This window comes from Microbacterium aurugineum (assembly GCF_023101205.1).
GTDB classification, from domain to species: Bacteria; Actinomycetota; Actinomycetes; order Actinomycetales; family Microbacteriaceae; genus Microbacterium; species Microbacterium aurugineum.
In genome coordinates, this window is record NZ_CP078078.1 from 2,549,345 (window position 1) to 2,573,407 (window position 24,063).

Sequence of the window (24,063 nt, forward strand, 5' to 3'; positions counted from 1 at the left end):
CAGCCTAACCGCCATTCCGGCCCGTGATCCGCCGAAGCGTGAACACCCGCGGTGACGTCAGATCTTCTCGATCGGCGCGACCTTGATGAGGAGCTTCTTCTGCCCTGCCGAGTCGAAGCGCACGTGGGCGATGCGTTTGGCTCCCTCGCCGGTCACGGCATCGACCCGCCCTTCGCCGAAGTCGACGTGGCGAATGCGGTCGCCCGCGGCGAGCTCGAGATCGCCGTTGTCGCGCATCTTGGCCGTGACGCGGTTGGGGAACTTGTCCATCGCCGTCGACAAGGGCTTGAGGGAATCGCGACCGGGAAGCGCCTTGACCGCGAAGCGATCGCCCGATCCGGAGCTCGAGCCGCCGAAACCGCCCTGGCGCCGCGCATTGAGGGCGCGAGACTGCATCCCGCCGCGCGAGTTCACGTCGCCCGGCGACTGACGCCAGTCGATGAGTCCCGACGGGATCTCTTGCAGGAAACGGCTGGGCATCGCCACGGTCACTTCGCCGAACTGGGCTCTGGTCATCGCGAGGGACAGGTGCAGCCGCTTGCGCGCCCGCGTGATGCCGACGTAGAAGAGCCGGCGCTCCTCCTGCGGCCCTCCAGGCTCTCCGGCCGAGATCCGGTGCGGGATCAGGTCTTCTTCAACGCCCGTGACGAACACGGCGTCGTACTCGAGTCCCTTCGCCGTGTGCATCGTCATGAGTGAGACCGAGCCGGACTCGTCGTCGAGGTCGTCGGCGTCCGAGACCAGGGCGACTTCGGTCAAGAAGTCGACGATCGTGCCTTCGGGGTTGTTGCGCGCGAAGTCGCGGGCCACGGCCACGAACTCGTCGAGGTTCTCGACGCGCGCCTCGTCCTGCGGATCACGACTCGCACGCAGGGCGTCGAGGTAGCCGCTCTTGCCGAGCAGCAGACTGAGCCCGTCGGCCACCGCCGTGGAGGGCGGAAGCTCGCCGCTGGCCGGGATCAGGATCGCGGTGGCTTCGGTCAGCACGGCGTCGAGCTGACCGATCGCCGCCTGGATCTTCGGGCCGACGCCGAGCTGGGCCGGCATCGACAGCGCGTCACGGAAGCTGATGCCGTGTTCCTCGGCGAAACGCGCGATGGCCGTCTCCGTCACGTCGCCGATGCCACGGCGTGGCTTGTTCAGGATGCGGCGCACCGACATCTCGTCGGCCGGATTCGCCACCGCGACGAGATAGGCGAGCGCATCCTTGATCTCGGCGCGGTCGTAGAACTTCGTGCCGCCCATGATCTTGTAGGGCACCGCCGAGCGGATGAAGATCTCCTCCAGCGCACGGGACTGCGAGTTGGTGCGATAGAACACCGCCATCTCGGAGTACGGCATGCCGGCACGGTGCAGTGCCTCGACCTCGTCGGCGACGAACTGGGCCTCGTCGTGCTGCGAGTAGCCGGTGAAGCCGATGATCGGGTCGCCGTCGCCCTTGTCACTCCACAGCTTCTTGTCTTTGCGGTCGAAGTTGTTGCCGATCACGGCGTTCGCGGCGGAGAGGATGTTCTGCGTCGAACGGTAGTTCTGTTCGAGCAGCACCACGCGGGCGCCGGGGAAGTCACGTTCGAACTCGCTGATGTTGCGGATGTCGGCGCCGCGGAAGGCGTAGATCGACTGGTCGGAGTCGCCGACCACCGTGAGCGAGGCACCGGGCTCGCCGGCATCGGCAGCGGGGGCGGGATCGGGCTCGAAGATCATCATGCCGTTCGAGGCATACGGGTCGGGAGCTGCTCCGGCGCCCGACACGGGTCGCGTCAGTTCATGGATCAGCGCGTACTGCGCGTGGTTGGTGTCCTGATACTCGTCGACCAGGATGTGCCGGAAGCGACGACGGTAGGTGTCGGCGACCTGCGGGAAAGCGCGGAACAGGTACACCGTCTGACCGATGAGGTCGTCGAAATCGAACGCGTTGGCCTTCTGCAGCTGACGCTGGTAGTCGGCGAACACCTCGACGAACACGCGCTCGGCGGGATCGCTCATGTTGGCCTGACGCGCGTAGGACTCGGCGTCGGAGAGCTCGTTCTTGAGCTTCGAGATGCGCGACTGCACCGAGGCCGGGGTCAGTCCGTACGCATCCGCCTCGTGCTCCTTGACCAGCCGCTTGAGCAGAGCGCGCGAGTCGCCGGAGTCGTAGATCGTGAAGGACTTCGTGTACCCGAACTGCTGAGCCTCGCGGCGGAGAATGCGGACGCAGGCCGAGTGGAACGTCGAGATCCACATGCCCCGGGCGGCGTCCCCGATCAGTCCTTCGACGCGCTCGCGCATCTCGCCGGCGGCTTTGTTGGTGAAGGTGATCGCGAGGATCTGACTCGGCCAGGCCTCGCGTGAGCGCAGCAGCGAGGCGATGCGTCGCGTGAGCACGCTGGTCTTGCCCGACCCCGCGCCCGCGACGATGAGCAGAGCGGGGCCGCGATAGGTGACGGCCTCGAGCTGTTGCGGGTTCAGTCCGGCGAGGAGTTCGTCCTGTCCCTCCGCCCCGGAGGTGCGGGGGCCGGCGGATCCGGGGACGATGAGAGGAGCTTCGGTCATGGCCCTATGAGTCTAGGCGTCGGCACAGACACCGCGGCACGGGATGCGGGGGCATCGGCGGCGACGCAGGGGTGCACGGTCGACCTGTGCACCCCTGCGCGCTCAGGCGTCGCGCCTGCGACGGCGGACTGCTGCCGCGCCGGCGGTGAGGAGCAGCAGCGCCAGCGCGACGGCGGCGACCGGGAGCTCGGAGCCGGTCGTCGCCAGCGCACCCGCACCCGTCTCAGATCCCGATCCTGCCGCTCCCGCGATACGGAGGTCCGCCCAGCCGAGGAGCCCGCCGCTCGCATCGAACACGGCGATCCGGTGGGCGCCGAGAGGCGCATCGGCCGGTATGGTCGCCGTGATGGTCCCCGCGGTCGTGAGCGTCCCCGACGCGATCCGCATCGGCTCGGAGTACATCCACACCGACACGTCCGTGCCTGCGCCTGCGGAACCGACCGTGATCGTGACCTCCTGCCCCCGGGCCGCGACCGACGGGTTCACCGTCAGCCCGTTGCGGTTGTCGTCCACGAGCCCTGTGCCGGGGAGGGGCGGGGTCTCGCCGCCGGGAGTACCGCCGCCTGTTCCCGGCAGCGTCCCGGTGCGCAGCGACTCGGAGGCGAAGCCGTCGGCGAACCACCACACCGGGCGCTGCCCGTCGACCGACAGCGAGGCCGGCGCGGTCGCGAAACCCTCGTTGTTGATGTCGGGCAGGCCGGCGGCACGGGCGTAGTGCGCGATGTCGGGCTGTGCGGTGCCGTTCAGCGTGATCTCCGCCGAGCGCCCCTGGCAGCCGTCGTCGCACACCGCCCACAGGGTGTCGCGCACGGTGTCGTAGTCGAGCGCCATCACTCCGGGGAGGCCGGGAGCGATCTCCGACACCAGCGTCGCCGCCCCGTCGGATCCGAGCGCGAACGCGTAGACGTGGCCGTTGTCCTCGACCGCGACGAAGAACAGCCCGTCGCCGTGACCTGCATGATCCTTCGGGTCATACACCGCGCCCGACGTGTCGTCGAAGAGCTTCCCGGCGAGCGCGGCATCGGGCACCCACTGCACGGCCTCGATGCCGAGGTTCGCCCCCACGGCAGGGAGCAGGGCGGTCAGATCCCACTCCTGCTGAGCGATGAGGTCACCGCTCGACGCCTCGGGATCGACCTTGAGGACCACGTTCTGGTTGACGCCCTTGGCACTGTTGTCCCGCTCGGAGGCCACGTACACGAAGCCGTCTCCGTCGACCGTGATGCCCTCGGTGTCGGGGCCCGCAGCCCCCGGATCGGCGGCGTCCTTCTGGAAGCGCACGCGCTTGCCCGCATCCCAGCCGTCGGCCTTCTCGACCGAGCCGTCGGCGCGCGCCTCGAGCTTCCAGATGCGACCCTCGCCGTTGTCGACCGCCCACAGGAACGCACCGTCAGCGGTCTCCTGCACGTCGAGTCCGGAACTGTCCTCGAGGAACGTCGGGATGCTGTCGACCACGCGCACCTCGGCGGAACCGGGCCACGGCGACACGGCGACCTCGCCGATACACACGTTCGTGGCGCCCTTCGTGGACTCCGCAGTCACGGCGAACGCGCCGCTCGTGTCGGGGCAACGGCCCCAGGTGGTGGCGGCGTGGCCGGACCCCCAGGTGGTCTCGTCGATGAGCAGGTCGCCGTCGAACACGCGCACCGCGTCGCCGGAACCGAGACCGAACCCGAGCTGTGCCCGCTCGATCACGAGGTACTCCCCCGCACCGAGGCGGGTTCCGGCTGGGATCGCGTACGCATGGGTGTCGTCGTCGTCCTTCACCACGACGCCCGACACGTCGAGCTCGGTGCTCGTCGGGTTCACGAGCTCCACCCAGTCGTCCGGCGAGCCACCGTCGGATTCGACCTCGTTGATGCGCACCGGGTTGCCGCAGGCGTTGCGGAGACCCTTGGTCGAGACCGCGATGTCGACGAAGTCGCCGGTACCGTCGGCACAGCGCGCGAGGACGCCGGCGGCATGCGCGGTGTAGACGTGCTCGTCGACCGTGTTGCCGTTCGCATCACGGATGGTCACGGTGTCGCCGTTGCCGAGTCCGAACACGAAGTTCGCCGGCTGGTCGAAGACGAAGTAGCCCCCGGGCGGCAGCATCGTACCGGCGGGGAGCGGTGTGGTGTCGTCCGCGTGACCGGTCGGATCGTTGTCCATGACGGTCCAGCCCGAGAGGTCCACCGCAGTCGTGCCCGTGTTCACGACCTCGACCCAGTCGGTGCTGTCACCGTTCGACTCGATCTCGTTGATCACGACGTCGGGCAGGACGCACGAGTTCGCGGCACCGGGGGTCGGATGCGCGAGCACGAAGGAACCGACGCCGTCGGGGCAGCGTGCCAGGGTGGCCGCAGCGAAGTCGCCATCGATCGCCGCGTGCCCCTGCCACGGGAGCGTGTCGTCGGTCATCGCCCCCGAGGCGTCGTAGAGACGGATGCGGTCGGCGCTGCCGATACCGATCGGCTCGCGGAATGCGGCCTCGACGCCTCCGGAGAGTCCGATCGTGCCCTCTTCGACGACGAGGAACTGCCCCGCCGCGATCTGCGTGCCCGGCGGGAACTGCCAGCGGTGATCGTCGGAGTTGTCGCGGACCTCGTAGCCCGAGATGTCGAGCGCCTCGGTGCCGGGGTTGTGGAACTCCACCCAGTCGGCGGGTTGCGAATCGACCTCGTTGATGAGGATGGTGCCCGCGACGGGAGCGACGGCGCAGTCATTGGGAGCGCCGGGAGTCACCGTCGTCGCCGGTGCCCATGCCCCCGTGCCGTCAGGACAGCGCGCCCACACCGACAGCGGCGCGGTGTTCTCATACGCGTACGCGTCGACCTCGGTGCTGCTCGGGTCGAAGAGCACGACCTCGTCCCCCTTGCCGAGCCCGAAGTCGAAGTCGACGTCCTTCTCCAGCACCAGGAACTCGCCCGGTGCGAGCGAGGTGCCTTCCGGCGCAGCTCCGAAGCTGTCGCGCTTCTCATCCGCGATGGTCCACCCCGCGAGGTCGACGGTCTCGGTTCCGGCGTTGTAGATCTCGACCTGGTCGGCGAGGCCGGTCGCGGCGTCGTCATAGACGATCTCGTTCAGGACGAGACTCGGAGCGGTCGAACCGATCGCGGCGATGGGGGTGGCGAGCAGGGCGGCGGCGCTCACGGCGCACACCGTCGTGACCGCCGCTGCGCGGTGCAGGCGGGGCATGGAAACTCCTGGGGTCTCAGTCGGGTACCCGACCAGACCACCGATACCGCGTGGCCGCGGAGAATCCCCCGGGTGCACGGGAGGTGAACGGGGGATGGCGATCTGCCGCGACCGCCACCCCCGCGTCACCCGGTGCCAGTGTCAGGCGATACGAGTGCCCGGCGGGAGGCGCCGGGCAGGCGTCCGCGTGCGCACCCAGGCCCCGGCGAACAGCGACCCCGCGATCACGACCTGCACACCGAGGCCCACGGACCAGCTGGGCACCGACGATTCGATCACCTCCTGCGGCGTGGGATAGCCGCTGCCGTCCCGGTCGCAGTCGTCCCAGCGCTGCTCGAGCGGCGACTGCTGCGCCCCGCGCACGCCCGTCTTGATCTGGCCGAACAGGTCGACCGGGTAGCCGTCGGGCGTGAACTCGGTCGGCGTCGCATCCGCGAGCACCACGAAGGGATTGGCCGCGAGCGCCCACCACACCAGGTCGAACCGGGGCACCTCGTACATCGTGCTGACCTGCCACTCATCGCAGTCGACGTTGCCGTTCGCGTCGTACGGTCGCGAGTAGCTGGTCCCCTCGCTGCGTACCGCCATCCCGCCCAGCCCGAACGCGATGAGCGTGCCGAACACGAACGCGGCGACCACGAGGTACGTGGCTGCAACCGAGAACAGCGGGCGCGCGATGAGTCCGCTCAATCCGACGCCGATCGCGGCGACCACGATGATCTCCGCCGCGAGCACGAGCAGCGAGACGAGCAGCACGAGGGGGTTCGCTCCCCCGCCGAGCAGAGACAGGGCGAGGAAGGGAACGGCGACGAGGAGGAACGCCCCGCCGGTCGCGACAGCGGCGAGGAGCTTGCCGAGCATGATGTCGCCGGTCGAAGCCGCGGTCACCTGGATCGCGCCGAGGGTGGCGGCATCGCGGTCGCCGTTGATCGCGTTGCCGCTGAGCGTCGGCGACACCAGCACCACGAGCAGAAGGACGATGTTGACGACGATCGAATAGACGCCGGCCCCGATGAAGTCGCCCCAGGAGTACACGGCGAATGCGAGCCCGGTGACTCCGAGCAGGATGAGCGCGAACACGCCCAGCAGGACGTACCACCCGACACTCCGCAGGCGCTGGGTCAGTTCGAGTCGGGCGATGATCCCGATGTTGGCGAGGCTCATGCTCCCGCCTCCGTTCCGGTCGGCGCCGGGGGCGCAGGGGGTGCAGGGGGCCGAGGTGCGGCTTGTGGCGTCGGCGCCTGCGGCAGGTTCAGGAACGTGTGCTCCAGGTCGCTCTGCGCAGGAGCGAACTCCGAGACCGGAAGGCCCGCGTCGACGAGGCGGCGCAGCGACTGGGCCGCTGCGTCCTCCCCCGCGAACCCGACCAGCACCGCGCCGCGGTCGTTGGCGAGCGACTCCGGAGCGAGCCCGAGGTTCGAGGCCACCTGCCAGGTGTCGGCGTTCATCCGCTCGGGCGTCGCGCCGGCGAGACGGACCCGCCACGGTCGCACCGTGCTCTGGGCGGGAGCCGCATCCACCACGGAGCCGGCGACGAGGAACACCGCATCGTCGACGACCTCCTCCAGCTCCGAGAGGATGTGGCTCGAGATCAGCACGGTGCGCCCCTCCGCAGCGAAACGACGCAGCAGACCGCGCAGCTGCACGCGCGCTTCCGGGTCGAGGCCCGACGCCGGCTCGTCGAGGAGCAGCACCTGCGGGTCATGCACGAGAGCGCGCGCGAGACCCAGCTTCTGCTTCTGCCCGCGCGAGAGCACCTTGGCGGGCGAGTCCGCGAGCGGCGCGAGCCCGACGAGCGTGAGCAGTTGCTCGGCACGGCCCTGAGCGTCCGCCTTCTCGATGCCGTAGAGACGAGCGGTGGTGACGAGGGTTTCGCGGGCGGTGAGCGACGGCCAGGCTCCCAGTGCATCGGGCATCCAGCCGAGCATGCGTCGCGCAGCGAGAGGATCGACCGCGGGATCGACGCCCCCGATGCTGATCGTCCCGGTGTCGGGGGCGAGGAGCGAGGCGAGCATCAGCAGCAGCGTCGTCTTCCCCGCCCCGTTCGGCCCCACGAGTCCGGTCACTCTGCCGGGGTCCGCGCGGAGCGAGGCCGCTCGCACCGCCTGCACCGTCCCGAACGCTCTGCTGACGTCTTGCACCACGATTCCGGTCATGCGGTCAGTCTGGCATCCGGAACACGGGGCCCTCGGGACCTCGGGGCGGATGCTCAGACATCGCGTCGCGCGGGTGACACAATCAGCTCATGCGCACGATCCTCAACATCATCTGGGTCATCCTGGCCGGCTGGGCACTGTTCCTCGGGTACGTCCTGGCCGGCATCCTGCTGTGCATCCCGATCATCACGATCCCGTGGGCGATCGCCTCGTTCCGCATCGCCGCCTACGCGATCTGGCCGTTCGGACGCGAGGTCGTGAGCAAGCCGACCGCGGGGGTCGGGTCGTTCCTCGGCAACGTCCTCTGGGTCATCCTGGCCGGCTGGTGGCTCGCCATCGGCCACATCGTCTCCGGCATCCTGCTGTGCGTCACGATCATCGGCATCCCGATGGGCATCGCGGACTTCAAGATGGTCCCGATCTCGCTCATGCCGCTCGGCAAGGAGATCGTCTCCACGCGTCGCGGCTCCTTCGATCGCACGCTCTGAGCCGTCGACCGGCGATCGGCGCCGGCTCAGCCGCGGAAGAAGGCGACGCCGAGGTCGGGGTGGTCGACGAACACCCCATCGATGCCCTGCTGCGCGAGGACACCCCACTCCGACTCGTAGTCGCCGTACGCGCCCCGGCCGCCCGCACCGCGGAACTCGGCGGCCAGGAAGGCGTTCTCGGGACGGCAGGTCCACGTGTACACGAGAAGGCCGCGTGCATGGGCGTCCGCGACGATGGTGTTCCCGTGATCGAGGAGCATCTTCTTGTTCACGCTGATGCCGTCGACGAGGCCGACGAGGCCATCGAGCCCGCGAGGGGTGACGGTCGCCTTGTAGGTCATCGCCTGCGCGCCCTCGACTGCCTTGCGGTCGTACGGCCGGCCCGTCGCCTCGATCAGGTAGATGGAGGTCGCGGCGATGCCCCGCTCCCGAAGCTCCCCGAGCACCGTCGACTCGAAGGACTCGATCACGAGAGGCAGCTCGCCGTCGGCCCATCCCGCTGCACGCAGCTCCTGCTCGATGAGGGGCGCGAGCGCGAGGCCGATGCTCGCGAAGTAGGTGGCGTGCTTGACCTCGAGCACGACGCCGATCTCGCGGCCGTGCTCGGCAGAGCCGTCCCGCACGAGGTCGAGCACGTCGCGGAGACGGAGGATGGACTGGGTGCCGTCGAAGCTCGCGCTCGACGCCCGCACCTCGGGCAGCCGCTCACGGCCACGCAGCGTCGACAGCTCGGCCCAGGTGAAGTCCTCGGTGAACCACCCGGTCAGTGCCTGCCCGTCGACGCGCTTGGTCGTCTTGCGGTCGGCGAACTCCGGACGCGCGCTGACGTCGGTCGTCCCGGAGATCTCGTTCTCGTGTCGCACGACCAGCACGCCGTCCTTCGTGGCGACGACATCGGGTTCGACGGCATCCACCCCCATCGCGAGCGCGAGTTCGTAGGAGGAGCGGCTGTGCTCCGGACGGTAGCCGGGCGCACCGCGATGCCCGATGACGAGGGGCGATTTCCTGGGCACGCTCTCAGCGTAGAACACCCCAGGAGGGGTACCTCCCGAGTATCGTAGAGGCAAGAGACCTACTACCCCCCTTTGGAGTGAGGCCCACCAATGAGCAACTTCGCTTTCAACAACCCTGCTTTCCAGCAGCAGGACCCGCGCAACGTCGCGACCTACCCGGGCGGACCTCAGGCTGCTCAGGGCGCGCAGAGCGCCTCGCTCCAGCACGGGGCGATGGACGCGGCGGCCAACGCACAGCTCGAGGGCATGTACGCCGCCCCGCCGGCCGGTGCCATCGAGACCGATCGCATGTCGGTCGAGGACACGGTCTGGAAGACGGCCGGCCTGTTCGGCATCCTGCTCGTCACCGCGGCCATCGGCTGGGTCATGACGCTCGGCGGTGTCGACGTTCCCGCGTTCAGCCGCGAGAGCACCTTCCAGCCGAACATGCTGCCGTGGATCGTCGGTGCGCTCGGCGGCTTCGTGCTCGCCATGGTCATCACCTTCACCTCGCGCAAGAAGGTGCGCCCCGCGCTGATCTTCGCGTACGCGGCGTTCGAGGGCCTCTTCATCGGTGGCATCTCGGCGTTCTTCGAGGTCATCTACCCCGGCATCGTCTTCCAGGCGACGCTCGCGACCGTCTCGGTCGTCGGCGTGACCCTGGCTCTCTTCGCGAGCGGCAAGATCCGCGCGTCGAAGAAGGCGACCAAGATCTTCATGATCGCCATGATCGGCTACCTGGTCTTCTCGCTGCTGAACGTCGTCCTGATGTGGACCGGCGTGCTGCCGCAGGACCAGGCGTTCGGCATGCTGAGCGCCAGCATCATGGGCATCCCGCTCGGCCTCATCATCGGTGTCCTCGTCGTGATCATGGCGGCGTACTCGCTCGTGCTCGACTTCGACCAGATCCAGCAGGGCGTCCGCAACGGCGCACCGCGCAAGTACGGCTGGCTCGGAGCCTTCGGCATCATGGTCACCGTGGTCTGGCTCTACGTCGAGATCCTGCGCATCATCGCGATCGTCCGCGGCAACAACTGACCGCCGTTCATCGAAGTGGCCCGTCTCCCCAGGGAGGCGGGCCACTTCGCGTTTCGACGGGACTCTAGCTCGCGGCTCCGCTCGCCTTCCGCTCCAGCAGTGACCTCTCACGATCATTGCCGGCGAGGCTTGCCGCCACCGCGAACTCGCTCCGCGCTTCCTCCTCGCGTCCGAGCCGTCGCAGCAGCTCCCCCCGGGTGGCCGGAAGGAGGTGATAGCCGCGCAGCACTCCCGACGCCGAGAGCTGATCGATGATCCGCAATGCGGACGCCGGGCCCGTGGCCATCGCGACCGCCGCCGCTCGGTTGAGCTCGACGACCGGAGATGGGGCGATCCGGCCGAGTGCCTCGTAGAGCAGCACGATCCTGTCCCAGTCCGTGTCATCGACGCTCGAAGCCACCGCATGGCACTCCGCGATCGCCGCCTGGAGGCAGTACGCGCCGCGTCCGCGCCCGAGGCCATCAGCCGTCGCGAGCGAGGCACGACCGCGGCTGATGCGTCCGCGATCCCACCGGCCCCGGTCCTGGTCAGCCAACAGCACCGGATCGCCGTTCCGGTCCACACGCGCTCCGAACCGGGCGGCGGTGAGCTCCATCAGTGCGAGCAGACCGTGCACCTCGGGCTCACGCGGCATCAGTGCCGCGAGCACCCTGCTCAGCCGGATCGCCTCATCGCTCAGTTCCGGTCGCATCCAGTCCGGACCACTGCTCGCGGCGTGCGCCTCGTTGAAGATCAGATACAGCACACCGAGGACTGCCCCGATCCGCTCCGCCCGCTCTTCGCGCGGCGGGATCTCGAAGGGAGCGTTGGCGGCGCTCAGCGTCTTCTTCGCCCGCACGATGCGCTGCTGCACGGTCGCCGTCGGCACGAGGAAGGCCCGCGCGATCTCCTCGCTCGACAGGCCACCCACGACCCGCAGTGTGAGGGCGACCTGCGCCTCCTTCGAGAGAACGGGGTGGCACGCGATGAAGATCAGCCGCAGGACATCGTCGTCGAGGGCGTCCGGGTCCCACAGCAGCTCCGGCGCGGCGGCCTGCTCCTGCTCCAGGTCGTGGGCGAGCGCCGCGACCCTGGCATCCAGACGCTCCGCGCGGCGCCACCCGTCGATGGCCTTGCGCTTCGCGACCGCCGTGAGCCATGCCCCGGGGTTGCGGGGAACCCCCTCCTCCGGCCACTGTCTCAGCGCGTCGACCAATGCCTCCTGGGCGAGGTCCTCCGCCAGGCTGAAGTCGCCAACCGTCCGGGTGAGGGTACCGACGATGCGCGCGGACTCGATGCGCCAGACCGCGGCGACGGCGCGTTCCGCCGACCCGTCTTCGGGGGCGGAAGGCGTCGTCTCACCGTGTTCGGATGCGTCCATCACCGTGTGTCGTCGTCACTGCTGCGCGCGTTGCGCCTGCTCTTCGCGCCAGCCGGCTTCCTTCGCGATCCACTCGTTGTCGGCGGGGAAGTCCTCGACGCCCGTGACCCGACGCACCTCGAGGAACGAACCCGCGCCCAGGGGTGCACGGCTCGCCCATTCGGCGGCTTCTTCGCGGGATGACACCTCGATGATCCAGAAGCCGTTGAAGAGCTCCTTCGTCTCGCCGTACGGGCCGTCGGTGATCAGGGGCTTCTCTGCGCTGAAGTCGACCACGAAGCCCTCGGCGGCGTCGGTCAAGCCCTCCCCCGCGACGAGCACACCGGCCTTCATCATCGACTCGTTGTACTTGCCCATGGCCTCGATGACCTGCTCGAACGGCATGTCCTTGTATGCCTCGACGGCGTCGTCGTTCGCACGCATGATGAGCATGAACTTCATGATGTTCTCCTTGTTCGCGGGGCCGTCTCTCGACCCTCTCACCTCTGGCGTCGAACGAGAATGCCTCAGATCGACATCCGCCGCCACTTTCTTCTGCTCCGGTCGCACGCTCCCGTGCTCCCGTCGCGATATGACACCCGAATGAGCCGTTTTGGTTGTCATATCGCGACGGGAGACGGGTGTGCGGGTCGGGCGGGGCGGAGGCGGAGGCTCAGGCGCGACGCGGCGGGCTCAGGCGCGACGCGGCGGGGTCAGGCGCGACGGGGCGGAGCGGCGACTGCGGCGGCGATCGCGGCGGTGAGGGCCTCGAGCGAGGATTCGGGACTCCAGGCCGCGGCGACCGACGGCGCCTCCGCGCTCAACGCCGCGAGACGCTCGGGGTCGGTCAGGAGCGTGCGGATCGCTCGGCCGAGCGCATCGATGTCGCCGCTCGGCACCAGCATCCCGCCACCGCGCTGCAACACATCGCGGATGCCGTAGCGCACGTCGTACGAGATGACGGGAGTCGCGTGCAGCAGCGCCTCGACCACGCCGAGCGGCTGGCCTTCGAAAGCCGTGGACGTGACCAGGACGGACGCGCGGTCGAGCACCGTCCCCGGGGCGTCCGAGTACCCGGCGAGCACGATGCGATCCCCCGCGCCGAGCTCATCGATCAGCGCCTGCAGACGCTCCTGCTCCGGCCCGCCGCCCCAGATCTCCATCCGCGCACCCGGCACATCGGCAGCGAGGAAGGCGCGGATCGCGTGGTCGACGCGCTTTCCGGGAGCGAGGCGCCCGAGCACGACGACGAGCCCGTCCTCCCGCAGATCCGGGCGCGGAGCGACGGGGGCGATCGGATTTGGAACGACGGCGTGGAAAGCCGTGTCCCCGAACCGCGCGACCACGTCGTCGCGCTGGGTCGCGGTCGGCCAGATCACGGCATCGAACCGGTCGGCGAGCCGGAACCAGCGCGTCCAGAGAGTGTTCATGGTCGAGTCCGGGGTGTACGGCGCTTCGACGTGCATGGTGTGGATCGTGTGCACGATGCGCACCCGCGGGTCGGACCAGTCCGCGATGAGCTCACCGAGCTGGCGAGACTCGCAGATCACGACGATGGGGCGATCACCGAAGGCAGCGGTGACGCGGTCGAGCCAGGCCCGGTACAGACCGCGGAACCCGTGCAGAGCTCCGACAGCCTCACCGTCGGCGTCGAACACCAGCACCGGCTCGTCGGTCAGGTGCCAGTCCGGGTTGCCGGGAATCACCGGGAGCGCCACGAAAGGACGGTCTTCGGTGTCCCGGAGGACCCGGTACTCGACTCCGGGGTCAGCGGCCACCGCGGAGTCGGCGGCCACCCTCAGCCATTCCGCCGCGCCGCCGCGGGGCTCCACCGCCTCGTCGAACAGATTTCGCAGGCGCGACGAGTCCCCGAGCGCCCCGTGCTCGACGAACGTGCGCCGATGCGCGGCGTGGTCCGCAGCGGTCCCGGGGTCGAACGTGAGGAGCTGTGGTCCCGCCCCGTCGGCGACTCCCGCCCCGGCGAGCTGCCGGGCGCGCGCGAGCGTGGCGATCGTGTACCCGCCGTCGAGTCCCGGGATCAACCGGCTCGACAGCACCAGGTACTCGGCGTCGGGCAGAGCCGCCGCCGCATCGGGGAGCACCGAGCCCCCTACTCCCACTCGATCGTCCCCGGCGGCTTCGACGTGACGTCGAGCACGACGCGGTTGACGTCACGGACGCCGTTCGTGATGCGGTTCGAGATCTTCGACAGCACGTCGTAGGGCAGGCGCGTCCAGTCGGCGGTCATGGCGTCTTCGCTCGACACCGGACGCAGCACGATCGGGTGGCCATAGGTGCGACCGTCGCCCTGCACACCCACCGAGCGCACGTCGGCGAGAAGCACGACCGGGCACTGCCAGATCTCCTGGTCGAGGCCGGCCTTCGTCAGCTCTTCGCGGGCGATGGCGTCGGCCTCACGCAGAATCTCGAGACGGTCAGCGGTGACCTCACCGATGATCCGGATACCGAGACCGGGCCCCGGAAACGGCTGACGCCCCACGATGGCCTCGGGAATGCCGAGTTCGCGGCCGATCGCCCGGACCTCGTCCTTGAACAGCCCGCGCAACGGCTCGATCAGTTCGAAGTCGAGGTCGTCGGGGAGGCCGCCCACGTTGTGGTGCGACTTGATGTTCGCGGTCCCCGCTCCGCCGCCGGACTCGACGACGTCGGGGTAGAGAGTGCCCTGCACGAGGAACTTCACCGGAGCGCCGCCCGATGCCTTGGCCTCGGCGACGAGGTCGAGCTGCACCTTCTCGAACGCGCGGATGAACTCGCGTCCGATGATCTTGCGCTTCTCCTCGGGGTCGGTCACACCCTTCAGGTGGCCGAGGAACGTGTCGGCCGCGTCGACCGTGATCAGCCGCACACCCGTCGATTCGACGTAGTCCTTCTCGACCTGTTCGCGCTCGCCCTTGCGGAGGAGGCCGTGGTCGACGAAGACCGCGGTCAGCTGGTCGCCGATCGCCTTGTGCACGAGGGCGGTGGAGACCGCGGAGTCGACGCCACCGGAGAGCGCGGAGATCACGCGGGCATCGCCGACCTGCTCACGGATGCGCTCGATCTGCTCGGCGATCACATTGCCGCTGTTCCAGTCGGAGGCCAGACCCGCCCCCTTGTGGAGGAAGTTCTCGAGCACGCGCTGGCCGTGGTCGGAGTGCTTGACCTCGGGGTGCCACTGCACGCCGTAGAAGCCGCGCTCCTCGTGTGCGAACGCGGCGACCTTGGTGGCCTCGGTCGTGGCGAGCACGTCGAAGCCGTCGGGGGCCTTGGCGACCTGGTCGCCGTGACTCATCCAGACGTTCTGCTCCGCGGGCTGGCCGCCCAGCAGGGTTCCGCCGTCGCCGGTGATGACGGCATCGGTGGCGCCGTATTCACGCAGGCCGGTGTGGGCGACCTCGCCGCCCAGGGTCTGGGCCATGTACTGGAAGCCGTAGCAGATGCCGAGAGTCGGGACACCGAGCTCGAAGACCGCGGGGTCGAGGCGCGGCGCCCCCTCCTCGTACACGGACGAGGGTCCGCCGGAGAGGATGATCGCGACCGGGTTCTTGGCGGCGATCTCGGCAGCCGTGGCGGTGTGCGGCACGATCTCGCTGTAGACGCCCGCCTCACGGACGCGGCGGGCGATCAGCTGCGCGTACTGCGCGCCGAAGTCGACGACGAGCGCAGGACGCTGCTGGGTCTCGGACTGTTCGGTCAACGGACACCTTCCGGGGCGGGGGTGGAGGCCTCGGCGGCCTCTCGGGTGGCGAGATAGGTCTTGACCTCACGGGCGACGACCGCCTCCATGAAGAACGACAGCAGCGGCACGACACCGCCGAGCGCGAGCATGATGAAGCGCGGGAAGCGCCAGCGCATCAGGCTCCACATGCGGAAGCACGCGAACAGGTAGACGACGTAGAACCAGCCGTGCGCCACGAGGATGAACAGGGACAGGTTGAACCCGTCACCCAACGAGGTCATCTCGCAGGAGTTGGTCATCGGGGCGAAGAGCGACCACCACTGGCAGTCGGGCCCGGCGAGCACGCCGGCGAACCAGAGCGGTCCTCCGGAGCCGCCCAGGAAGAGCTCGAGGTGGATCGGCGTGTACTTCAGCACCATCTCGGTCAGCAGCAGGAGCAGCATGACTCCGGTGATGATCGACGCGATCTGGTAGAACTTCAGGGCACCGCGGATCGCCGGAAAGCTGGCGACTTTCGGTTCGGGCATGCGTCCAGTCTAGTCGGCGTCGATGGGGGCCTGAGCCGTCGCCGGATCACCCTTCACGCCGCGGGCGGGCGCGCGATCAGGAGCTCTCCGGCACCGCTCACCTCGAGTCGTCCGGCTGCCGCGGGGACCAGGACCGTCGCTCCTGCCGACAGCGGCAGTCCCGCGAGGTCGACGGCGCCGTCGATGACGACCACGATCGAGAAACCGGGGTCGAGCACCGCGGCTCCGCGCACCGGCAGCCGTTCGAGGCGGAAGTACTCGTCGGCGGCACGGGGGAACACGGAGCCGGACGGCGGCGCCGGGTGCACGAGCGCCTCGATCTCGGCAGTGCTCCTCGCTTTCGTCGTCACCGCGCTCAGGGCGAGGTCGAACCCCAGCCCGAGGTGGCCTTCGACAGCACCGTCGATCGCGAAACCCTCCCATTCGAGGAGGATCGACAGGTCCTCGGGTTGCTGCAGTTCGAGCAGGAGCACTCCGGCCCCGATCGCGTGGAGCTCGCCCGGCGGCACCCACACCACATCACCGGGCGCGACCTCGACCTCGTGCAGCAGACCGAGGAGGGCGACCACATCCTGCCGGGCGACGAGTTCACCGAGTTCCTCCGTCGACGCCTCCTCGCGCAGTCCGATGTGCACGGTGCCGCCCTCGAGGATGTACCAGGCCTCCGCCTTGCCGTGCGGGCGACCGAGGTGGGAAGCGGCGAACCCATCATGCGGATGCGCGTGCACGGGCAGCCGTTGCCCGGCGTCGAGCAGCTTGACGAGCAGACGCGCGTCATCCCCCCAGCGCTCGACATGGGATCGACCCAGCCAGGACACGGGGTCATCCGCGATCGCCTCGCGCAGGAGACGCCCGTCCGGGAGGGTCGTCAGTCCGAGGGTGCTCTCGCCCCGGATCGTCGTGGTCGATCCGACCCAGTCCTCGGGTTCCCGCGGCGCGGTCCCCGGCTCGCCGCGGAAGGCGGCGATGCGTGCGCCCCCGCGGTAGAAGCGTTCCGCGGGGCGGTTCGATGCGAGTCGGATCGGTTTCACGGGTGCTCTTCCTGCGGGGCGTGGACGGCGAGGAATCCCCCGACGAAGGTGTCACCGAGTCCGATCGTGGTCGGGTTCGCGATGTCGAGCGCGAAAGCCGCGACACCCACGGCATCGCGCACCGCTGCCTCCACCGTGCGGACGAGGTCGGCGCCGGCACCGTGTCGAGGCATTCCCTCGGTCTCGGCGGCGTGCACCGCGGTGAAGCCGTCGCCGAGCCGGAATCGCGTCGCGGCCACGCGAACGGCACTCTCCAGCGCCGCACGGTGCCGGGCTGCCTCAGCACCGACCGCGAGTGCCCAGTACCGCGTGTGCACCACCAGGGCAGGCGCAGGGATGAGCGCGCGGATCTCCTCCAGCGCCAGGATCACGTCGTCCGGATCGAGCAGATCCACGCGGCGCCGCAGATACTCCTGCAGTTCATCCTCATTCAGGCTGTACACGTCGATGCGCGACAGCAACCGCTCGCGCACGGTCTCGGCGAACGCCCGCGTATAGAAGCCGGCATCCTCGTAGAACACCAGGGCGTCGGAGGGGAGGCTGCGCATCGCCTGCTGCAGGGTGTCCAGCCGGTGCCGGAGCAGGTCCTCGTCCTGCATCGTGTTGAAGCCGGAGATGAGGAACGCCGACGCCGACGCCAGCTCGTCGCCCAGTTCCGCCGCCAGGCGCATGTCCCGGTTCGGAGGGTCATTGGCGAAGATCAACCGGTTGGCGCTCGGGGCCACGATGTCGCCGTCCGGAAGACGGATACGGGCACCCGCGGGATACTGCACGATCAGGTGCGGATCGAGCGTGTCCCGCGTGGCGGAGCACACGAAGGACACCCCCGGTGGCAGCAGGCGCCGCACGGTGTCGTCGATGCTGACGAGGTGCTGCAGGCTGGGGATGCCCAAGCCGTCGAGGACGAGGCCGGCCCGCACTCCGGTGCCCCCGAGGGTCACCTCGTGGGGGAAGTGCGCGGCGAAGGCCTCGACGACCGCGGACGACGCGACGAAGCGCTCCGCTCCCGCCCCGGTCGCCACGAAGGCGAGTACCGCGATCAGCAGCGACCGTTCATCGAGGATGGGGGCGTTCTCGGTCAGTTCCGCGCGCCGCACCCCGTGCTCGGCGACGAGCCGGTCGAACACGGCCGCGTCCCACCGCAGCTCGTAGTCGACCGTGCCGCCGAGCCCCAGGACGAGCTGCCGCCATCTCGCATCGATCATCCGTCGATCGCCCGCCCCTTCGAGGTCCGTCGTCCGGTCAGTACAGGTCGGCCTTGCCGTCCGCCCCGAACAGCTCGATCTTCTCAGCCGCCGTGGCCTTGAGCGCGGCGATCGGCTCCGGCTGGATCGCGTTGGGCTCGCGCAGACGCTCGTCGGTGCCGAGGATCTCCCGCATGCGGTTGTGGTACGAGACCTTGATGTCGCTGGAGATGTTGATCTTGTTGATGCCCAGCTCGACCGCGCGACGCAGTTCGGCGTCGGGGTTGGCCGAGCCGCCGTGCAGCACCAGCGGGATCCCGACCGCGGCCTTGATCTCCTGCAGGAGGTCGTGACGGAGCTCGGGGTTCTTCTCCGCCGGGTACAGACCGTGCGAGGTGCCGATCGCGATGGCGAGGCTGTCGACGCCGGTCTCCTCGACGAAGCGCACGGCATCGGCGGGGTTGGTGTAGATGATCTCGGCAGCGCCGGACTCGCCGTAGCTGTCGTTCGCGCCGATCGTGCCCAGTTCGCCCTCGACCTGGATGCCGACGGCGTGTGCGGCTTCGACGACCTTGCGGGTCAGGGCGACGTTCTCCTCGAAGGGCAGCAGCGACGCGTCGATCATGACCGAGGTGAAGCCGGCCTTGATGGCGGTGATCATCTGCTCGTAGCTGCCTCCGTGGTCCCAGTGGATCGCGACCGGCACGCTCGATCGATGCGCGCGGGAGTGCATCGCGGCGATCAGGTCGGTCGTGATGTGCGCGACCTCGTCGGGGTGGATGGCGATGATGACCGGAGCGGCCTTCTCCTCGCTGATGTCCATGACGCCGTTGAACATCGCCCAGTCGCTGATGTTGAACGCGGGGATGGCGAAGTTGTTCGCGTTCGCGACATCGAGGATGGATTTGCCGGTGTAGAGCACGTGATTCTCCTGTTTTCGTGGTGGTCGGAGCCCCGGGACGGGACGAGTGTCAGCTCTTCACGGAGCCGGCCGTGAGGCCGCTGATGAAGTACCGCTGGAAGAAGAGGAAGAGGATGAGCACGGGGATCGAGCCGAGCACGCTCATGGCCATGATCTGGTTCCACTCGTAGGAGTGCTGTCCCATGAGGAGCTGGATACCGATGGGCACCGTGCGCATGTCGATGGTGCGCGTGAGCGTCAGCGCGAACAGGTACTCGTTCCAGGCGATCATGAACGTGTAGATGCCGACGGAGACGATTCCTGGAACCGAGATCGGCACGAGGATGCGCCAGAGTGCCGTCATGGATCCGGCACCGTCCACGCGCACGGCTTCGTCGAGCTCCTTCGGCAGCGTGTTGAAGTAGCCCGTCATCATGATGATCGCGTAGGGCAGCGTGAAGACCATGTAGGTGAGGATCAGACCGGCGTAGGAGTTGTAGAGACCCAGCGCGACCATGAGCCCGAAGTACGGGATCAGCAGGGTGATGGGCGGCACGGCCTGCACGCTCACGATCACCACGTTCAGGATGCGCTTGCCCCGGAACTCGAAGCGGCTGAACGCGTAGGCGGCCTGGATCGCGACGATCAGCGTGAGGATGGTGACCGAGCCCGCGACGATGTAGCTGTTCAGGAAGAACCGCATCGTCTCGGGGTTCGTGAAGATCGCGATGTAGGCGTCGAAGGAGAACGTGTCGGTGACCAGACGCGGCGGCAACTCGAAGATCTGCGTGTTCGACTTGAACGAGCTGGACAGCATCCACAGCACCGGCCCTGCGGCGAAGACCGCACCGATGAGGAGGCCGATCATGAGGCCGGTCTTGCCGACCCGACGCTGGGTGCGCGCAGTGAGAGCCATGGTCAGTCCCTCGCTTTCTGGTGACGGACGTAGAACACGGCGAGCACCATCGACATGAGCAGGACCAGCACGGCCGAGGTCGACGCGAGCGAGAAGTCGTATTTGGCGAACGCCAGCTTGTAGGTGAAGGTGCTGAGCACCTCGGTGACGTCGATCGGGCCACCGCCCGTGGTCATCCAGATGAGGGCGAACTGCTGCGAGGTCCAGATCAGGTCGAGCAGCACCAGACTGACGATGATGGGCCGCAGCTGCGGGATCGTGACGTTCCAGAAGCGCTGCGCCGCGCTCGCGCCGTCGACGCGTGCCGCTTCGTGCAGATCGGCGGGAACCCCCTGCAGCCCGGCCAGGAGACTGACCATGAAGAACGGGTAGCCGGCCCAGATGTTGATGAAGATGATCGTGCCCAGCGCGAGCTGCGGCGAGGCCAGCCACTCGATGTCGGTGTTGAGCAGGAAGTTGACCACGCCGTTGGGGGCGAGGAGCATGCGCCAGAGGACGGCGATGACGGCGACGGTGAACAGCCACGGGAGAACGTACAGAGCCCGGAAGAGCGACCGCGAGACCCGACCGAGCAGCGGACTGTTGAGCATCATCGCGAAGGCGAGCCCGAGTACGAGATGGGCGGCGACGCTCGTGACCGTGAAGAGGATGGTGTTGCCCGTCGCCTTCCAGAAGCGCGGGTCGGAGAGGATCTCGACGTAGTTCGCGACGCCGACGAACTCGGGCGACTTGTTCAGGATCACGTTGTCCTGGAACGAGTAGCCGATCACCATCACGATCGGCACGATCATCAGCACGAACAGCAGGATGACCGTCGGCGAGAGGAAGGCGTAGGACTCTGTGGTCTTGCGCAGTTGCCGTCGCCGCCGCGAGAGGGCGACTCCGGTGACGATCACCTCGGTGTCGTCGGACGTTCTCAGACTCATGGAAACGCGAGCTCCTTGGTTGGTCGGGTGCCGCATCGCGACCGCGATGCGGCACCCCGTTCAGGCGGGGAGGCGGGTGCTCAGAACTCCGCTTCCCAGGAGGCCTGCGCCTTCTTGAGCGCGTCGGGGATCGACTGCTGCCCGTCGAGCGCCGCCTGGAGCTGCTCGCCGAACTGACGCATCAGGTCTTCCGCGACCGGGAGTCCCGTGAACTCGTTCGCCGGGTATCCCGCCTGGTAGATGTCGAACGCCGTCTTGAAGAGCTCATCGTCGTTGACGAAGTCCGGGACCGAGGTCGAGTTCCCGGGGAAGGCCTTGGCCATCGTGGAGAGCTCGGAGTTGGTCTGCTCGCTCATCAGGAACGACACCAGCTTGAAGGCCGCTTCCTTGTGCTCGGAGTTCTCGGCCACGCCGATGCCCCACGAAGCGTAGGGAATGCCGCGTTCGCCGTCATAGCCGTCCTCGGCCGGAATCGCCGAGATCGAGAACTTCAGGTCGGGGTTCGTCTCACGGATCAGGTTGATGTGCGCGAGCGAGTCGATCATCATGCCCGCACGACCGTTGGTGAACTCCTCCACCTTGTCCTGCTCCTTCATCGTGAAGGAACCCGAGGCGATGACACCGTCGTCCCACAGCCCGCCGATGTACTCGACGGCGGAGGTGACGTCGTCATTCGTGAGGTCGGGCTGCCCGTCCTTCAGCATCGAACCGCCCGAGGCCCACACCCACGACATGACGTCGTTCTGCACGCCGTTCGGCGATTCCAGCGATAGCGGCAGCACCCAGCCAGACACGTCGCCGCCGAGCGCAGCGACCTTCGACGCCGCGTCCGCGAACTCGCTGCGCGTGGACGGTGGAGCCGTCACACCCGCCTGAGCGAGCAGATCGTCGTTCGTGAACATCGGGTAGACGAAGTTCACGACCGGGATCATGTAGGTGCTGCCGTCGACCTGGATCTGGCTCGCCAGTTCGCTGTCGTCGTAGTCGTACTCGTCCATGAGTGCGCTCAGGTCGGCGATGACGCCCTGGGAGGCGAAGTCGTTCACCCACGCACCGTCGAGGCCGACGACGTCGGGCATCGTGCCCGAGGCCGCGCCGGCGAAGAGCTGTTCCTTGGTCGATGCATACGGACCGCTGACCAGCTCGACAGTGATACCGGGGTTCTCCTCTTCGAACTGGTCGATGAGTGCCCGGAACTCGCCGTCGGGCAGCTCCGGCTCCCACCACTGCGCGAATTCGATCGTGACGTCTCCGCCCTCGCCACCGCTGTCGCCGTCCGTGCCGGGCGCGCAACCCGCCAGGGCCAGAAGGGCAACCGCCGCAGTTCCGGCGCCGACGATCTTTCGGGTTCGTCGCTGCCCGCGTCCCACTGTGCTCATCGCTTCTCCTCGTTGAGATCGTGCCGCATCACGCGCTTCAATGCTTGTTCATGCGGTTTTGAGCCATGTTATGCCGTGATCTGCCGAAACGTCAAGCGTCAGATTTCCCGCGATCACGACGAATATCGCGCGAATCGTTGAGTCGATGCCGATATCTCGCAGGAAGTCGATGTGCAGTTTTGTGCATGAGTATGCCGCGTTCTTCGGGTTCCTGTGCTAAATATGTCTGCATGGACGCATCAGCAACCGGACAGCGACGCCGACTGCCCGCCGGACGGAAGGCGGATCTCGCGACGTACGTCGAGCAGACCGGCCAGGTGACGGTGAGCGATCTGGCCGAGCACTTCGCGGTCTCGATCGACACGATCCGCCGTGACCTCGATCAACTGGATCGTGAAGGCGTACTGATCCGCACCCACGGCGGGGCGGTCAGCGCAGCGAACGGGCAGCTCAAGGATCGGGCCCTGGATGTGCGACTGCGCATGCAGACCGAGGAGAAGGAGCGCATCGCCCGGGTCGCCGCGGGCCTCGTCGAGGACGGCTCTGTCGTGATGCTGAATGCGGGCACCACGACGCTCGCCGTGGCACGAGCCCTGCGCAACCACCACGACCTGACGATCGCGACGAACAATCTGCGCATCCCCGGCGAGCTCTCCCCCTCGGCGTTCCGCGATCTCTACGTCTTCGGCGGAGCTGTGCGCTCGATCACCCAGGCCACGACCGGACCGGTGACCTTCACGATGACACCGGGCGGTCCCGAGGTCGACATCCGCTGCGATCTCGCTCTCATCGCGGTCGGTGCCGTCGACGAGGCGGGGTACTCGACCTCGAACCTCGGGGATGCCGCGATGATGTCGGAGATGATCCAGCGTGCCGAGCGCACCGCGATCCTCGCGGACTCCACCAAGCTCGGACGCCGGTTCTTCGCCCAGATCGCCCTGCTCGAGCGCGCGGACTACCTGATCACGGACGCTCCCCCGCCCCCGCGCATCGCCACTGCGCTCGCGCAGGCGGACGTGCAGGTCCTGACCCCCTGACATCGGCCTCCGCACATCGATCAGGAATCGAGAAGCGGGCCCCTGCGGAGCCTCCGTAGCGTCTCCTGCATGAACACCACGATCGATTCCCTCACCCTCGACGTCCCGGACGTGGACGCCGCCCGCTCGTTCTACACGCAGGCCTTCGACCTCGGCGACCGCCTGCGCTTCCGCACCGCGGATGCCGAGACCTCCGGCTTCCGCGGGTACACGCTGTCACTCGTCGTCTCGCAGCCGGCGAACGTCCACGCCCTCGTGGACGCGGCCGTCACCGCCGGCGCCCGCGTGATCAGCCCCGTCTCGAAGTCCCTCTGGGGTGTCGGAGGCACGATCCAGGCACCGGACGGCGCGATCTGGAAGGTCGCGACATCGGCGAAGAAGGACACTGCGCCCCCGAGCCGCACGATCGACGAGATGATCCTCCTGCTCGGCGCGAAGGATGTGGTCGCGTCGAAGAGCTTCTATGCGGATCGCGGCGTCGCGGTCGCGAAGAGCTTCGGACGCAGCTACGTGCAGTTCGACACGGGCGCGAGCCCGATCGGTCTCGGCCTGTACCGGTATGCCTCGCTCGCCAAGGATGCGGGTGTTCCGGCGGCCGGGTCAGGCTCGCATCGGCTCACGGTCCACGGCACGCTGGGCACGGCCGTCGACCCCGACGGGTTCGTGTGGGCTCCGGTCACGGTGACCGCCTGAGTTCCGACGACGCGACGAAGGCCGCCGGGAGCACTCCCGACGGCCTTCGTGCGTGTCATCCGACT

At 68.3% G+C, this 24,063-nt stretch carries 20 protein-coding genes; 4 read left to right on the forward strand and 16 right to left on the reverse strand.

The features are described from left to right. Nucleotides 1-57: 57 nt before the first annotated feature. From KV397_RS12250 to KV397_RS12265, 4 genes are all read right to left on the reverse strand, one after another. A complete protein-coding gene (locus KV397_RS12250; protein WP_153243693.1) occupies nt 58-2,535 on the reverse strand; it encodes an ATP-dependent helicase in 2,478 nt (825 codons plus the stop codon). A 102-nt stretch (nt 2,536-2,637) separates the two neighbouring features. After that, complete coding sequence (locus KV397_RS12255; protein WP_261811381.1) at nt 2,638-5,712, reverse strand: lamin tail domain-containing protein; 3,075 nt, start codon at nt 5,710-5,712, stop codon at nt 2,638-2,640. A 141-nt stretch (nt 5,713-5,853) separates the two neighbouring features. Then, a complete protein-coding gene (locus KV397_RS12260) occupies nt 5,854-6,876 on the reverse strand; it encodes an ABC transporter permease (RefSeq protein ID WP_261811382.1) in 1,023 nt (340 codons plus the stop codon). Next, on the reverse strand, nt 6,873-7,868 hold the full coding sequence (locus KV397_RS12265; RefSeq protein WP_227991432.1) for an ABC transporter ATP-binding protein: 996 nt from the start codon (nt 7,866-7,868) through the stop codon (nt 6,873-6,875). The genes KV397_RS12260 and KV397_RS12265 overlap by 4 nt, the downstream gene beginning before the upstream one ends. 89 nt (nt 7,869-7,957) lie before the next feature. On the opposite strand from KV397_RS12265, the gene KV397_RS12270 reads away from it, so the two are divergent. After that, nucleotides 7,958-8,356, forward strand: coding sequence for a YccF domain-containing protein (locus KV397_RS12270; protein ID WP_131492512.1), 399 nt, complete (start codon nt 7,958-7,960; stop codon nt 8,354-8,356). A 26-nt stretch (nt 8,357-8,382) separates the two neighbouring features. Here the strand turns inward: KV397_RS12270 and KV397_RS12275 are convergent, their stop codons facing one another. Continuing rightward, the gene (locus KV397_RS12275) at nt 8,383-9,369 is read right to left on the reverse strand and encodes a glycerophosphodiester phosphodiesterase family protein (RefSeq protein ID WP_131492514.1); all 987 of its coding nucleotides are present in this window, start codon (nt 9,367-9,369) and stop codon (nt 8,383-8,385) included. Nucleotides 9,370-9,459: 90 nt separating this feature from the next. Between KV397_RS12275 and KV397_RS12280 the strand changes: the two genes are divergently transcribed. Then, entirely contained in the window at nt 9,460-10,386 is a 927-nt protein-coding gene (locus KV397_RS12280) for a Bax inhibitor-1/YccA family protein (protein WP_131492515.1), read from the forward strand. Nucleotides 10,387-10,450: 64 nt separating this feature from the next. Here KV397_RS12280 and KV397_RS12285 read toward each other — a convergent pair whose 3' ends face one another. The 11 genes from KV397_RS12285 to KV397_RS12335 form a co-directional block, all read right to left on the reverse strand. Then, nucleotides 10,451-11,746 carry an RNA polymerase sigma factor gene (locus tag KV397_RS12285; RefSeq protein ID WP_261811383.1) on the reverse strand — a complete coding sequence of 432 codons (1,296 nt, stop codon included), beginning with the start codon at nt 11,744-11,746 and terminating at the stop codon, nt 10,451-10,453. Nucleotides 11,747-11,761: 15 nt separating this feature from the next. Further along, on the reverse strand, nt 11,762-12,187 hold the full coding sequence (locus tag KV397_RS12290; RefSeq protein ID WP_261811384.1) for a YciI family protein: 426 nt from the start codon (nt 12,185-12,187) through the stop codon (nt 11,762-11,764). Between the two features lie 251 nt (nt 12,188-12,438). Continuing rightward, entirely contained in the window at nt 12,439-13,827 is a 1,389-nt protein-coding gene (locus KV397_RS12295) for a glycosyltransferase (RefSeq protein ID WP_227991428.1), read from the reverse strand. 8 nt (nt 13,828-13,835) lie between these two features. Continuing rightward, nucleotides 13,836-15,422 carry a glutamine-hydrolyzing GMP synthase gene (guaA, locus tag KV397_RS12300; protein WP_261811385.1) on the reverse strand — a complete coding sequence of 529 codons (1,587 nt, stop codon included), beginning with the start codon at nt 15,420-15,422 and terminating at the stop codon, nt 13,836-13,838. After that, nucleotides 15,419-15,931 carry a DUF3817 domain-containing protein gene (locus KV397_RS12305; protein ID WP_131492524.1) on the reverse strand — a complete coding sequence of 171 codons (513 nt, stop codon included), beginning with the start codon at nt 15,929-15,931 and terminating at the stop codon, nt 15,419-15,421. Before KV397_RS12305 ends, guaA begins: the two co-directional genes overlap by 4 nt. A 53-nt stretch (nt 15,932-15,984) precedes the next feature. Further along, nucleotides 15,985-16,962, reverse strand: a complete 978-nt coding sequence (locus tag KV397_RS12310) for a class I mannose-6-phosphate isomerase (protein ID WP_261811386.1) — start codon at nt 16,960-16,962, stop codon at nt 15,985-15,987. Next, on the reverse strand, nt 16,959-18,167 hold the full coding sequence (locus KV397_RS12315) for an ADP-dependent glucokinase/phosphofructokinase (protein ID WP_261811387.1): 1,209 nt from the start codon (nt 18,165-18,167) through the stop codon (nt 16,959-16,961). The genes KV397_RS12310 and KV397_RS12315 overlap by 4 nt, the downstream gene beginning before the upstream one ends. Nucleotides 18,168-18,204: 37 nt before the next feature. Beyond that, the gene (locus tag KV397_RS12320) at nt 18,205-19,068 is read right to left on the reverse strand and encodes a ketose-bisphosphate aldolase (RefSeq protein WP_131492529.1); all 864 of its coding nucleotides are present in this window, start codon (nt 19,066-19,068) and stop codon (nt 18,205-18,207) included. Nucleotides 19,069-19,117: 49 nt separating this feature from the next. Beyond that, complete coding sequence (locus tag KV397_RS12325) at nt 19,118-19,963, reverse strand: carbohydrate ABC transporter permease (protein ID WP_131492531.1); 846 nt, start codon at nt 19,961-19,963, stop codon at nt 19,118-19,120. Nucleotides 19,964-19,965: 2 nt separating this feature from the next. Then, nucleotides 19,966-20,889 (reverse strand): carbohydrate ABC transporter permease, encoded by a 924-nt coding sequence (locus KV397_RS12330; RefSeq protein WP_261811388.1) that lies wholly within the window; start codon nt 20,887-20,889, stop codon nt 19,966-19,968. Nucleotides 20,890-20,969: 80 nt separating this feature from the next. After that, a complete protein-coding gene (locus KV397_RS12335; RefSeq protein ID WP_131492534.1) occupies nt 20,970-22,268 on the reverse strand; it encodes an ABC transporter substrate-binding protein in 1,299 nt (432 codons plus the stop codon). 230 nt (nt 22,269-22,498) lie between these two features. On the opposite strand from KV397_RS12335, the gene KV397_RS12340 reads away from it, so the two are divergent. Both KV397_RS12340 and KV397_RS12345 read left to right on the forward strand, forming a co-directional pair. Continuing rightward, nucleotides 22,499-23,305: a DeoR/GlpR family DNA-binding transcription regulator gene (locus KV397_RS12340; RefSeq protein WP_131492536.1), complete on the forward strand. Its 807-nt coding sequence runs from the start codon at nt 22,499-22,501 to the stop codon at nt 23,303-23,305. Between the two features lie 69 nt (nt 23,306-23,374). After that, on the forward strand, nt 23,375-23,998 hold the full coding sequence (locus tag KV397_RS12345) for a VOC family protein (RefSeq protein ID WP_261811389.1): 624 nt from the start codon (nt 23,375-23,377) through the stop codon (nt 23,996-23,998). The last annotated feature ends 65 nt before the right edge of the window (nt 23,999-24,063 follow it).